The sequence below is a fragment of the Flavobacterium sp. CAU 1735 genome (assembly GCF_039888695.1).
Lineage (GTDB): Bacteria > Bacteroidota > Bacteroidia > Flavobacteriales > Flavobacteriaceae > Flavobacterium.
Genome location: NZ_JBDQQQ010000007.1, coordinates 1 through 12,793 on the forward strand (window position 1 = coordinate 1; position 12,793 = coordinate 12,793).

General features: G+C 40.4%; 12 protein-coding genes. 4 read left to right on the forward strand and 8 right to left on the reverse strand.

Features of this window, described 5'->3' with window-relative positions; all coding sequences use genetic code 11:
* Together AAFN64_RS14435 and AAFN64_RS14440 are read left to right on the forward strand one after the other, a co-directional pair.
* Nucleotides 1–643: type IX secretion system membrane protein PorP/SprF (locus tag AAFN64_RS14435; protein WP_347760976.1), on the forward strand; the 643-nt coding region annotated here is incomplete at its 5' end.
* A 19-nt stretch (nucleotides 644–662) separates the two neighbouring features.
* Complete coding sequence (locus AAFN64_RS14440; protein WP_347760977.1) at nucleotides 663–2,537, forward strand: OmpA family protein; 1,875 nt, start codon at nucleotides 663–665, stop codon at nucleotides 2,535–2,537.
* A gap of 91 nt (nucleotides 2,538–2,628) precedes the next feature.
* Here AAFN64_RS14440 and clpX read toward each other — a convergent pair whose 3' ends face one another.
* From clpX to AAFN64_RS14480, 8 genes are all read right to left on the reverse strand, one after another.
* Entirely contained in the window at nucleotides 2,629–3,861 is a 1,233-nt protein-coding gene (gene clpX / locus AAFN64_RS14445) for an ATP-dependent Clp protease ATP-binding subunit ClpX (protein WP_300485296.1), read from the reverse strand.
* A 48-nt stretch (nucleotides 3,862–3,909) separates the two neighbouring features.
* Nucleotides 3,910–4,569: an ATP-dependent Clp endopeptidase proteolytic subunit ClpP gene (gene clpP, locus AAFN64_RS14450; protein WP_300485297.1), complete on the reverse strand. Its 660-nt coding sequence runs from the start codon at nucleotides 4,567–4,569 to the stop codon at nucleotides 3,910–3,912.
* 80 nt (nucleotides 4,570–4,649) lie between these two features.
* Complete coding sequence (gene tig, locus AAFN64_RS14455) at nucleotides 4,650–5,975, reverse strand: trigger factor (RefSeq protein ID WP_300485299.1); 1,326 nt, start codon at nucleotides 5,973–5,975, stop codon at nucleotides 4,650–4,652.
* Between the two features lie 124 nt (nucleotides 5,976–6,099).
* A complete protein-coding gene (locus AAFN64_RS14460; protein WP_300485301.1) occupies nucleotides 6,100–6,438 on the reverse strand; it encodes a phage holin family protein in 339 nt (112 codons plus the stop codon).
* Between the two features lie 86 nt (nucleotides 6,439–6,524).
* Nucleotides 6,525–8,102 (reverse strand): G-D-S-L family lipolytic protein, encoded by a 1,578-nt coding sequence (locus AAFN64_RS14465; protein ID WP_347760980.1) that lies wholly within the window; start codon nucleotides 8,100–8,102, stop codon nucleotides 6,525–6,527.
* A gap of 35 nt (nucleotides 8,103–8,137) precedes the next feature.
* Complete coding sequence (locus AAFN64_RS14470; protein WP_300485303.1) at nucleotides 8,138–9,391, reverse strand: outer membrane protein transport protein; 1,254 nt, start codon at nucleotides 9,389–9,391, stop codon at nucleotides 8,138–8,140.
* 144 nt (nucleotides 9,392–9,535) lie between these two features.
* Nucleotides 9,536–10,303, reverse strand: a complete 768-nt coding sequence (locus AAFN64_RS14475; protein WP_347760981.1) for an alpha/beta fold hydrolase — start codon at nucleotides 10,301–10,303, stop codon at nucleotides 9,536–9,538.
* Complete coding sequence (locus AAFN64_RS14480; RefSeq protein WP_300485307.1) at nucleotides 10,303–11,016, reverse strand: pyridoxine 5'-phosphate synthase; 714 nt, start codon at nucleotides 11,014–11,016, stop codon at nucleotides 10,303–10,305. The genes AAFN64_RS14475 and AAFN64_RS14480 overlap by 1 nt, the downstream gene beginning before the upstream one ends.
* Nucleotides 11,017–11,110: 94 nt before the next feature.
* Between AAFN64_RS14480 and AAFN64_RS14485 the strand changes: the two genes are divergently transcribed.
* The gene (locus AAFN64_RS14485) at nucleotides 11,111–11,770 is read left to right on the forward strand and encodes a CBS domain-containing protein (protein WP_300485310.1); all 660 of its coding nucleotides are present in this window, start codon (nucleotides 11,111–11,113) and stop codon (nucleotides 11,768–11,770) included.
* A gap of 9 nt (nucleotides 11,771–11,779) precedes the next feature.
* Nucleotides 11,780–12,664, forward strand: coding sequence for an NAD kinase (locus AAFN64_RS14490; protein ID WP_347760983.1), 885 nt, complete (start codon nucleotides 11,780–11,782; stop codon nucleotides 12,662–12,664).
* Nucleotides 12,665–12,793 lie beyond the last annotated feature (129 nt).

Consider the following 12,793-nt stretch of genomic DNA (forward strand, 5'->3'; position numbering starts at 1 on the left):
GAAAGAGAATAATGTGTACGCTGACTTCTCCTACACCTTAAACCTTGGTGGTGAACACAAACTTGCTTTGGGATTAAAAGCGGGTGCGACTTTCCATAAAGTTGGGCTTTTATCGGATGTAAGTCCGTATGTTCCGGATGCGAACGACCCTGCCTTTGCGGAGAACACCAGCCGTACGTTTTTTAACGCCGGAGCCGGATTGTTCTACTACACCAACAAATACTACTTAGCCGCTTCGGTACCAAACATGTTAAAATCGACGTATTTGGACTATAACGGACGTAAATTCGGAAGCGATACCCAACACTATTTTGTAACGGGGGGATATGTATTCGACTTAAGCGAGAATGCAAAATTCAAACCGTTCTTTATGGTGAAGTCAGCCTTTGATGCGCCGACTTCCTTTGATGTATCGACCAATTTCCTTTTTTATGACAAATTCGAAATCGGAGCTACTTATCGTTTGGACGATTCCTTTGGCGCGATGGTTAACTATGCCATTTCACCAAGTGTTCGTATCGGATATGCGTACGACCATATCGTATCCGATTTAAAAGTAACCACACCTTCTTCGCATGAAGTCATCTTGTTATTCGATGTGAACTTCTCTAAGAAAGTGTCCCGATCTCCAAGATATTTCTAATATAAAAGCGACCTAAGACATGAAGAATTTATATATCACTTTAAGTTTTGTGATCGCTAGTTCGACACTATCGGCACAAAACAAAGACACCCAAAGCGCCGACAAACTCTACAATAGATTTGAGTATGTCGATGCTGCCAATGCCTACCTTAAGCTGGTAGACAAAGGCAAAGCTGACGGATACGTATACAAGCAACTGGCCGACAGTTACTACAACGTATTCAATGCTGCCGAAGCCTCCAAATGGTACGCTAAGGCAATCAGCGAAAAACACGATGATGCCGAGACGTATTACCGTTATGCCCAGATGTTAAAAGCACAGGGGAAATATGACGAAGCCAACAAACAAATGCAGAAGTTTGCCAGTATGGCTCCGAATGATCAACGTGCTATTGCCTTTAAACAAAACCCGAACTATTTGCCAAAACTAAACGAAAAGGCAAAATCCTTTGATATCAAAAACATGGATATCAACAGTGATAAATCGGATTTTGGAGCGGTTTTAAGCAATGATAACACCCTTTATTTTGCCTCAGCGCGAAACACTTCGCGTAAAACCTACGGATGGAATGAACAACCGTTTTTGGATTTGTACAGTGCCACGTATAATTCCGATGGAACTTTTAGTCAGCCAACACCGGTAGAGAGTATCAACTCGAAATACCATGACGGACCGGCTACGATTAGTGCCGATGGCAATACGATGTATTTTGCCAGTGAGAGTTTTAACGAAGGTTTGTTTGAAAAAGACAAAGCTCAAAAATTGAAATTCGGACAGGTAGCGCTTTTCAAAGCGACCAAAGACGGAAGCAAATGGAGTAACATTAAAGCTCTTCCTTTTAACAGTAAAGACTATTCAACCAGCAACCCAAGTTTGAGTAAAGACGGTAAAACATTGTACTTCTCCTCAAACATGCCGGGTTCAGTTGGTGGTGTGGATATCTGGAAAGTAGCAATCAACTCGGATGGTACTTACGGAACACCGGAGAACCTAGGTAAAAAGATCAATACCGAAGGAAATGAGAGTTTCCCTTTTATCACGGATGACAACAAATTGTATTTCTCATCAGATGCTCGTCAGGGGTTTGGAGGAATGGATGTGTATGTGATCGACTTAAACAAAGGAACCGATGCAACGAACGTTGGAAAACCGGTAAACTCGGAGAAAGACGATTTTGCGTTTAGTTTTAACACAACTAAAAACATCGGATTTGTATCGAGTAACCGTGCGGGTGTGGACAACATCTATATGGCGATTCCGGTTTGTGGTGTGGAAGTGGTTTCGTTGGTTAGAGACGCGAAAACAGGCGCTAAATTATCGGGTGCCCGTGTAGCGATCTTAGACGAGAAAAACAACATCATTTCGACTAAAACAACCGAAGCCGACGGTACGGTATCCTACGCTGTTGAGTGTGATAAAGCGTACACGATTCAGGTGGCCAAAGACGGTTATGAAAGCAACAACTTCCCGGTTAGCAAAACCAAAGGAGGTATTGTAAACATCAGCGCCGACTTACAGCCAATCGAACAGATCGTAACCGAAAAAGAAGTGGTATTGAACGATATCTATTTCGAATTCGACAAGAGCAATATTACCCAACAAGGTGCTTTTGAGTTAGACAAGTTGGTTCAGGCGATGATTGCCTATCCAAACATGGTGATCATGGTTAAATCCCACACCGATAGCAGAGGTAGCGATAAATACAACATGAATTTATCCGACCGTCGTGCGAAGTCTACGGTTCAGTATATCCTTTCCAAAGGAATTGCTAAGAACAGAATCTCCGGAAAAGGTTACGGAGAGAGCGAGCCTAAAGTAAACTGTGGTGATAACTGTACGGAAGAAGAATATGCACAAAACAGACGATCAGAGTTCCTGATTGTTAAGAAGTAATACTATTTTATAACACCTGACAGGTTTTTGGAAACCTGTCAGGTGTAAAATATAAAACAAAAAAGGGTTGTCTTGCGACAACCCTTTTTTATTATGATACTGCTTTTAATCGTTGTAACAGATTTTTGTCCAACGAATGTTCCGCATATTTTTTGTCGATTACCAGTTCTTTTTCATCCGACCCTGGTAGTTCGTACATCGCATCGGTTAAGATCGCTTCACATAACGAACGCAATCCTCTGGCACCTAATTTATACATCAGCGCTTTGTCTACAATAAAATCTAACGCATCGTCGGTAATGGAAAATTCCACATCGTCCATTGCGAATAGTTTTTTGTATTGCTTTACCAGAGCATTTTTAGGTTCCGTCAGAATCGCACGTAACGTTTCGCGATCCAAAGGATCCATATGTGTTAACACCGGTAAACGTCCGATAATCTCCGGGATCAATCCAAAATCTTTGATATCTTTCGGGATGATATATTGCAACAGGTTGCTTTTATCCACCTGATCCGCATTTTTAGATGCCGTATAACCTACCGCCTGATGGTTTAATCGTTTGGAAATGATACGCTCAATACCGTCGAAAGCACCACCTGCGATAAAAAGAATGTTTTGCGTGTTTACCTCAACAAACTTCTGATCCGGGTGTTTACGTCCTCCTTTAGGCGGTACATTTACGACAGTTCCTTCCAATAGCTTTAGTAAGGCCTGTTGCACTCCTTCTCCGGATACATCTCTGGTGATGGATGGGTTATCACTTTTACGAGCAATTTTATCAATCTCGTCGATAAATACAATTCCGCGTTCCGCTTTTGCCACATCATAATCGGCAGCCTGTAAAAGACGGGTTAGAATACTTTCTACATCTTCTCCCACATATCCGGCTTCGGTCAATACCGTAGCATCCACGATTGCCAACGGTACATTAAGCATTTTGGCGATGGTTTTGGCCACTAATGTCTTACCGGTACCGGTTTGTCCCACCATAATGATGTTACTTTTTTCAATTTCCACTTCATCGTCCAACTGTTTTTGCAACAAACGTTTGTAGTGGTTGTAAACGGCAACGGACAATACTTTTTTGGTTTGCTCCTGCCCGATCACATACTGATCCAAAAACGCACGTATTTCCTTAGGTTTGCTCAATACCAAATCGGCCAGCAATCCTGAATTCTCACTCTGTTTTAATTCTTCTAAAACAATCCCGTGTGCCTGTTCAATACATCTGTCGCAGATATGCGCATTGATTCCGGCAATCAGCAGGTTTGTTTCTGGCTTTTTTCTTCCACAAAAAGAACACTCTAATACTTCTTTAGCCATTTTTATTTTCTTAAAAAGTGAAGATGCCGTAAAGCATCTTCAAAAAAATTATTGTCTGATTAATACTTCATCGATCATTCCGTATGCCTTAGCCTCATGTGCAATCATCCAGTAATCACGGTCACTGTCATGGTGTACTTTATCCATAGGCTGTTTGGAGTGCTTCGCAATGATTTCGTATAACTCGGTTTTTAGTTTTAAGATCTCACGGGTTGTGATTTCGATATCGGAAGCCTGACCTTGCGCTCCTCCAAGCGGTTGGTGGATCATCACACGGGAATGTGGTAAAGCAGAACGTTTTCCGTCTGCTCCGGCACATAATAAAACCGCACCCATAGAAGCGGCAATTCCGGTACAAATGGTAGCCACATCCGGTTTAACCAATTGCATTGTATCGTAAATTCCCAGTCCGGCATATACACCTCCACCCGGTGAATTGATATAGATACTGATGTCTTTTGTCGCGTCTACACTTTCCAGGAACAACAATTGCGCCTGAATAATGTTCGCTACATAATCGTCGATCCCTGTTCCCAAAAAGATAATTCTATCCATCATTAATCGGGAGAAAACATCCATAGAAGCCACGTTCATTTGACGTTCTTCTATGATATATGGTGTCATACTACTTACGATTTTATCGTAATACATGCTATTGATACCGTGATGTCTGGTAGCATATTTTTCAAATTCTTTTCCGTAATTCATAGTAATTTTTTTGTTTAAAATTAAAAAGAGCGCCAGACAAATCTGTCTGACGCTCAAATATACTTATTTTTTAGTACAAATTATTCTCCGTACATTTCTTTAATAAAGTCTTGGTAAGAAACTTCTTTAGTTTTTGCAGAAACCTTTTCTTTGAAAACATTTAGCATCTTTTCGTTCATTACCTGCTCTGAAAGACGTTTTACTTCTTCCTGGTTTGACAATACACGCGCTACGATATTTTCTACCTCAGCATCAGACGGATCCATTTGTCCGAATTGCGCCATTTGCTTTTTGATCAAGTCAGCAGTGAATGCTTTTAGATCTTCGAAAGTGATTTGTAAGTTGTTTTCAACGATTACTTTGCTTTCGATTAATTGGTAACGTAATCCTTTTTCCGATTTTGCGTACTCTTCGTTCGCTTGTTCTTCTGTTAATGGGTTCTCACCTACAGTCTGGATCCATTTTTTAAGGAATTCAGCTGGCAAATCGAATTTTGTGTTTTCGATTAAGAACTCCGTAACATCATTTAAGAATTTCTGATCCGCCTGCGTAGCAAATTGCTTATCCGCATCTTCTTTGATTTTCTCTTTTAATTGCTCTACAGAAGTTACTACTCCTTCTCCGAACAATTTATCCAATAACTCCTGGTTGATTTCCGCTTTTTCAGTTGTGTTGATTTCTTCGATTGTGAAGTTTACTTCGATATCCAAACCATGAACGTCATCATGACCTACTTTCAGGTAATCCATCAATTTGTGATCATCATCAAATAAACCTTTAGTGCTAACGGTTACTACGTCACCCACTTTTTTACCGATGAATTTTTTGATCGTTTTTTTATCTTTAAAGATATCCAACGTGATGTTTGTGGTATTGTTGATTCCTTTTTCCTCGTTTGAGAAAGTACCTCTTAAATCATCTCCTTCTTCCACTTTCTCTTTGGAAACCAATTTCCCGTATTGTTTTTGGATACGCTCCACTTGCTCTTCCAACATAGCGTCGTCTACAACGATGTTGAATTTAGTCACGTCATTTTTCGCTGTTAAATCAACCGAAAATTCCGGAGCAAGACCTAATTCGAATTCGAATTTATAATTATCGGTATCCCAATCGAAATCTTCCGTAACTTTTGGAAGTGGATTTCCAAGGATATCTAATTTTTCTTCAACTAAATAGTTGTTTAATGAATCTTGCAACAATTTATTTACTTCATCAAGAAGAACCGCTTTACCATATTGTTTTTCAATTAAACTCATTGGTACAGCACCTTTTCTGAATCCAGGGATACTAGCATTTTTGCGATAATCTGCTAAAACTTTTTGAACCTGACCAGCATAGTCTTCTTTTGTAACTTCAACTGTTACAATCGCATTTAATGCATCAACATTGTTTCTTGTAATATTCATTATTTTATTTTTTACATACTAAAATTGGGTTGCAAAATTATATATTTTTTACAACCCAACCAAGTTTTTAACTTATTGTATCTCAATAAGCTAAAAAATATCTTTTAAAATCGTGTTTTCTACTTTAGTCTTTCACAAAAAGATTCAGTAACCACTGACAAACGGAAAGCACAACACTAAAAAGTAATGCACTTACAAAGGATTTCACTTCGAAGCCATCGATCAGATAATCACAGATCAGAATCATCACAGCATTGATCACCAACAGGAACAATCCCAGTGTTATCACCGTCACCGGTAAGGTAAAAAACACCAGTATGGGTTTTAAAAACGTATTCAGCAAAGCCAGAACTACCGCAACAATAAGCGCAGTCTTGATACTATCTACCGAAATACCCGGTAAAAAATGGGCGATCACCACCACAAGGATGGTCGTAAGAAGGAGTCTAACAAGTAAATTCATATTATTTTGTTTCGTTTCGTGTTATAAAAATATAAAAAAGCACTGAATAATCAGTGCTTTTTATAGTGTAATACCTTACGGTGTTTTTAATTTGTAACCAAAACGGTCGCTCCCGGATAGGTTCCGGCGCTTACCAATGGTAATTTTGCATGGTAGTAGTTGTTGATCACTTTGATTACCTCATTCGCGATAACAGCATACCCTCTAGCATTCGGGTGCACTCCATCCAAAGAGAATAATACGGTATTAACACCAGCCGTACTAAAATAGTTAGCGGTATAAATCTGACCGTCTTCTACTCGCAATCCACTCACCAATTGGTTCATGATCGCATTCATATCGGCTACTGCTAAGTTTTTAGCAGCTGCTTTTGCACGGATGATATTGTTAAAATCGGTAGTCGCTGCTGCAATGGCATCTTTTTCAGATGGAATCAAAATGTGTTTGTCTTCCAATGGGAAAGTAATACCATATTTATCAAGCGGAGCCGGGATTCCGGCAGGAGCTGTTCCGATAGCCGTTCTGGTTGTTAACAACACCAAATCGTTATTGGTTGTTTGTCTTGCCTGTCCGAAGATTTGTCCGTATTGTGCGGCCAATACCGGTCCTAATGTTGGTGTAAACGCAGCTGTTAACTGAGCCGAAAGGTTGGTTAACGTTTCATCTTTAATCAACAATGGATTTTGACCCGTTGCAGAAAGCAGATTGATACGATCTCCAGCTCCAAAAGCAGTTAAAGCCTGTTTAAGCGGACCATATAATTGTGTATTTAACGCCTGAATGGTTCCGGCACCTGTAGGATCTGCCTGACTCGCTAATAAAGCTGCTGTAATCGGGTTGTACGGAACAGTTGTAAAGAAAGGAATTGCTGTTACCGAAGGAATCGTAGCCACAACACCTTTAGCGCCGTTTGCCGTTAACTGATCGATAATCGCACCATAAGCCGCAGAAAATACGGCAGACGGTGTAATATCAGCCGAACCGGTTCCCGCTGTCGAGCCTGATCCACCATTGGTTGCATACCCTAACACGTCATTATTTCCAATCCAGTTGGTAAAGAACGTCGGGTTTTTCGTCATCGCATCACCAATCACTGTTGAATTTGGTGTTACCGCATGACGTACAAAGTAAGGGTTTGCCGTTCCTGTCGCTAAATTGGCGATATTTCCGTACCCCTGTAATGTTAAATGGAATGTTTTTGCTCCCGGTACTCCCATGTTATTATAAGCCGTAGCCTGTAATGTAGATGGACTTACATTGATCGTTGAGGTTCCTGCAATATTTTGAGGTCCACCAACTGAAGCGTTAATAATCAATCGTGTTGGAAACGCATTTGCCTGTGCATTTGGAAAAGGTTGTCCGTTAATCAATAAACCACCAAGATTACCGGTATCTTCTGCGTAAGACGGTTGTGTAAATTCACCTCCACCTACAACGGCAAACTGGTGTGCCAAAATGTTCGGAAAGGAATATTGTTGTCCTACTCGAGACACGGTACCATCCATGTATCCGGAGGTCAATGAGTTTCCGATGGCTACATACGAACTAAAATCAGCATCTCCGGCCGAGTAACTCGCATTGCTCACCTCGTTTTCAAATTCCGGCTCACAGGATGCTAATCCTAACGAAGCCAAAACAGCAAAGTATATAAATTTATTTTTCATGTTAAATTCCGATAAAAAGATTAGACGATTAAGACTTAGAAGCTATAGGTTACCCCTAAACCTGGTGAAAACACCGATGATTTATACGTTCCGCCAAAACTAACGTTCTGGTTAGCTCCTTCTGTGTAGTGGTCATAGCTGTTATCCACTTCGTCGAAATGCAGGTATAGGAATGAAACATCAATACCAAAACGTTTTCCAATCTGGTATGTCAAACCTCCTGTATATCCCATAGAACTGTTTCTTGGTGTTTCCGGAGCGAAGTAACCATCCTGAACCGGACTTTCGTCATGATACCATCCGGCACGGAAAGTAAACTTTTCATTCGCTTTATATTGCGCACCTACTCTATAAGTAGTGGCATCTTTATAATTTCTCGGATTTATAGAAGTTGGCGCACCGTTGGCAAACTCAACCACCAAAGCTTTGTAGGCACTCCACATGGCTCTGTTGATATCGAATGCTACCAAGAATTTATCGGTAATCTGGTACGATAAACCGGCTGTTAATTCAGCTGGCAAAGGTAGATCGGCATTAAACTGCGTATTCGTTAAAGTTCCCTGTAAGAAAGCTGGCACATCGTGGAATGTAGCATCGCCATCACGGGCTTCCATTACGATTTTAGAACGGTAGTTAACCCCTAAACGCATTTTATTGGTTGGGTTAAACATAAAACCTACGTTATATCCCCAACCGGAAATTCCTTTTGCATCCAAGGTTACATCCGGACGATTTCCGTTTGCATCGGTAATATTGTCACCACGGAACAGGTTTCTGTTGAATTCAACCGAACCGTTCACATAGATAGGTCCACCACCCACACTGAAATATTCGTTTACTTTTAAAGAGATTGTTGGCTGAACATAAAACGATTTCAAATCAATTTTATTTACTAAATGAGCACCCTGCCAATCCTGATTCCAGGCTACTTCACTACCATATGGTGTATACACCGCGATTCCGGCAGAAAGCCAGTCCGTTATTCTGTAAGAAGCATAAATATTGAAAGGCGTTCCGGTATTACTTGTAGAAGCATTCCAATTGTACATTTCATTCTGGAATTTTGTCTTTGCTGTAAGGATATTAGCACCAACAGAGATATTAAATCGATCTTTCAAGTAGGACATCCCTGCCGGATTAAAGAACAATACCTCTGCACTATTTACAACAGCAACTCCCGTATGTCCCATTGCCAATTGCTTCTGCCCTTGAAGACTCACACGATACCCGCCTGCAAAAGCACTCGAGGAAGCCAGAGCTAACAATGTTAAAGATAGCAGTTTTCTCATAAGTTAAAAATGTGTTAGTTTTATTTGTTACGTTCGAATATTGATTATATCAAATTTATAACAAAATATGGATTTTACAATTTTTTTAAGAAAAATATTATGCACTCATAATATTTATTCTTTTATATTAACAACCTTATAATTTTATCCTTTTAGGAATGAAATTACAGCTTCAAAAAAAGCAGTCGGATTTTCGGCATGAAGCCAGTGTCCTGCATTTTTAATCGTTTCAATTTTGGAAAACGGAAAATGATGCTCGATCAATTCGACATCTTCACTTTTGATATATCCCGACTTTTCGCCTTTTAAAAAAAGTACAGGCTTCTCAAAATGACCTTCATACGGCAATGATTCTCCTATCACCTCCTGATTTCTTACAAAGACATCCAGGTTAAATCGGAAGGCCAATTGTCCCGGTTCTTTCCAGTACAGGTTTTTCAACAGAAACTGTCGTGTTCCGAAGTCCGGAATATAGGATTCAACGATAGCTTCCACCTCGCTTCTACCCGGTTTTTGAGAAAAGTCGACCGCACTTAAACCTTTTAATATATCCTGATGATGCGGCGCATATTGCTTTGGACCGATGTCTGCCACAATCAGCTTATCTACCAGTTCCGGATAAGTAACAGCCACTAACATTGCTACTTTCCCACCCATAGAATGTCCCAAAAGATCAATATGGGTCAGATTGTGTTGCTGACAATATTCATAGACATCATCGGCCATCAATTGATAACTGAACGCATCCGAGTGAAAACTTTTCCCGTGGTTACGTAGGTCCAGTGCATGAACTTCATAGCCTTGAGCTGCAAACTGGGTTCCCAATGTTTTCCAGTTGTCCGACATCCCCAAAAAACCATGAATAATAAGCAATGGCTTTCCCGAACCTTCAATTCTTGAATACAAACTCATTATTTCATCCGTTGTAAATACATATTCACTACATTCTCCAGTCCGAGGTAAATCGATTCCGAAATCAGCGCATGTCCGATAGAAACTTCCAACAATCCCGGTATATTCTCTTTAAAGAATTTGATGTTATCCAAACTCAGATCGTGTCCGGCATTAATCCCCAGATCCAGTTCGTTCGCCAATGCCGCCGCCGCCGCATACGGTTCGATTCCATTATAATTCCCCAAACCGTACTCATGTGCAAAGGCTTCAGTATACAATTCAATCCGATCGGTTCCGGTTTCTTTGGCTCCGGCAACCATTTCCAGCACCGGATCGACAAAAATGGAGGTTCGGATTCCGTTACGTTTAAACTCGGCAATCACCTCTTTTAAAAAATCTTTGTTTTTGATAGTATCCCATCCGGCATTTGATGTTAGTGCATCATCCGCATCCGGCACCAATGTTACCTGAGTGGGCTTGGTTTCCAAAACCAGATCCATAAATTTCTTTACCGGATTCCCTTCAATATTATATTCGGTATGCACAACCGCAACCAAATCTCTCGCATCCTGATAACGGATATGTCTTTCGTCTGGCCGCGGATGAACTGTAATTCCCTGCCCGCCAAATTTCTGAATATCGATAGCCACCTGTAGCAGGTTGGGCACATTACCACCTCGTGAGTTGCGCAACGTCGCTATTTTATTAATATTTACTGAAAGTTTTGTCATAATCAATCTATTTTCCCACAAAAATACAAAGTATAATTAAGCGGTAATATCCTATTTTTTGATTATTTTGCATTCGATTATAAGACCTGCTACCATGACTGAAATTTCCGACTACATCATTAAAGAAATCAATCCGCTTTGTACCGACGAAAGCATCGAAACGGCACAGGACCTTTTTCTGGAATTTCCGTATAGTCATTTTCCGATAGTCGAAAATGGCATTTATATCGGATGTATCGGCGCGCACGATGTGGAATTACTGGATCACGATATGAAAATCGGTGATTTCCGGTATACCTTCGAACGTTTTTTTGCCCGCAAAGACACGATGTGGCTGGATGTTTTGGAAGTTTTTGCCAAAAACGAAACCAATCTGGTTCCAGTTCTGGACAACGACAACAACTATCTGGGGTATTATGAAATGGACGACATCATCCGTTTTTTCCACGAAACGCCTTTTTTACGGGAAGAAGGCGGTATTCTTATCGTCGAAAAAGGTGCAGAAGAATACAGCATGAGTGAAATCAGTCAGATCGTCGAAACCAACAATGCCCGCATATTAGGGATGTTTATTTCGAAAGTCGAAATGGATCGCGTTCAGATTACGGTTAAGATAAGTCTTGGTGGTTTAAACGAAATCATTCAGACCTTCCGCCGGTACAATTATGAAATCGTTTCCGAACACCAGGAAGACGCCTATCTGAACAACCTGAAAGACCGATCGGACTACCTGGACAAATATTTAAACATTTAAAAGATACGTATGAAAATAGCAATTTACGGTTACTACTACCAGAAAAACACCGAAGAGATTATCCATAAAGTATTCGATGTTTTTAAAAACTATGAAACTGAGGTGGTTTTTGAAGCCGACTTTCATGCGACTTTACTGGAAAAAGGGATTATCAACAAATCGTATCCGACATTTTCCAATCATACCCAACTCGACAGTTCTGTTGCCTTTTTTATCAGCATTGGAGGCGACGGTACGATGTTGCGTGCGGCAACTTATGTCAAAAATAAAAACATTCCGATTGTAGGAATCAATGCCGGACGACTTGGTTTTTTAGCCAACGTACAACAGGATGCCATTGAGCATCTGTTACCGCTATTATTTGAAGGAAACTATAAAATTTCGCAACGCTCTTTATTAAGTCTGGAATGTTATCCGGAGGAATGCAATATTTATGATCTGAATTTTGCGCTGAACGAAATCACCGTTTCCCGAAAAGACACTACTTCGATGATCACCATTGAAACCTGTCTGAATGGCGAATATTTAACCTCCTACTGGGCAGATGGTCTGATTATCTCCACTCCAACTGGATCGACCGGCTATTCCCTAAGCTGTGGCGGTCCCGTGATCACACCGGAAGTAAAATGTATCATCATCACCCCTATAGCGCCACACAACCTGAATGTTCGCCCGTTAATTATTTCCGACGATACCGAAATCAAACTTAAGGTTTCCGGAAGAGAGCCTCAGTTTCTGGTATCGCTTGATTCCGGCACCAAGGCGATCGACAATGAAACCGAGATCCATATTAAAAAAGCACCGTTTACCATAAACATGGTTGAATTTCCGGAAGAAGGCTTCCTAAAAACGCTTCGCAATAAATTACTTTGGGGAGAAGACAAAAGAAATTAAACGATTTTTTGAAATTGAAGTCATACTAGAAACGGCAATATCCCGTTTTATTGTTCTATGCCAGATCGCCTCAGTCAAAAAAAAGCTGAAAAAACGAGCAATTAAATGGTTTAGAAATCAATATTATTA

Excerpts from the sequence above, each read along its gene's own strand:
- AAFN64_RS14440 (WP_347760977.1), top strand. The coding sequence starts at position 663 with ATGAAGAATTTATATATCACTTTAAGTTTTGTGATCGCTAGTTCGACA.
- clpX (WP_300485296.1), bottom strand. The coding sequence starts at position 3,861 with ATGGCTAAAGAAGTATTAGAGTGTTCTTTTTGTGGAAGAAAAAAGCCA.
- clpP (WP_300485297.1), bottom strand. The coding sequence starts at position 4,569 with ATGAATTACGGAAAAGAATTTGAAAAATATGCTACCAGACATCACGGT.
- tig (WP_300485299.1), bottom strand. The coding sequence starts at position 5,975 with ATGAATATTACAAGAAACAATGTTGATGCATTAAATGCGATTGTAACA.
- AAFN64_RS14460 (WP_300485301.1), bottom strand. The coding sequence starts at position 6,438 with ATGAATTTACTTGTTAGACTCCTTCTTACGACCATCCTTGTGGTGGTG.
- AAFN64_RS14465 (WP_347760980.1), bottom strand. The coding sequence starts at position 8,102 with ATGAAAAATAAATTTATATACTTTGCTGTTTTGGCTTCGTTAGGATTA.
- AAFN64_RS14470 (WP_300485303.1), bottom strand. The coding sequence starts at position 9,391 with ATGAGAAAACTGCTATCTTTAACATTGTTAGCTCTGGCTTCCTCGAGT.
- AAFN64_RS14475 (WP_347760981.1), bottom strand. The coding sequence starts at position 10,303 with ATGAGTTTGTATTCAAGAATTGAAGGTTCGGGAAAGCCATTGCTTATT.
- AAFN64_RS14480 (WP_300485307.1), bottom strand. The coding sequence starts at position 11,016 with ATGACAAAACTTTCAGTAAATATTAATAAAATAGCGACGTTGCGCAAC.
- AAFN64_RS14485 (WP_300485310.1), top strand. The coding sequence starts at position 11,111 with ATGACTGAAATTTCCGACTACATCATTAAAGAAATCAATCCGCTTTGT.
- AAFN64_RS14490 (WP_347760983.1), top strand. The coding sequence starts at position 11,780 with ATGAAAATAGCAATTTACGGTTACTACTACCAGAAAAACACCGAAGAG.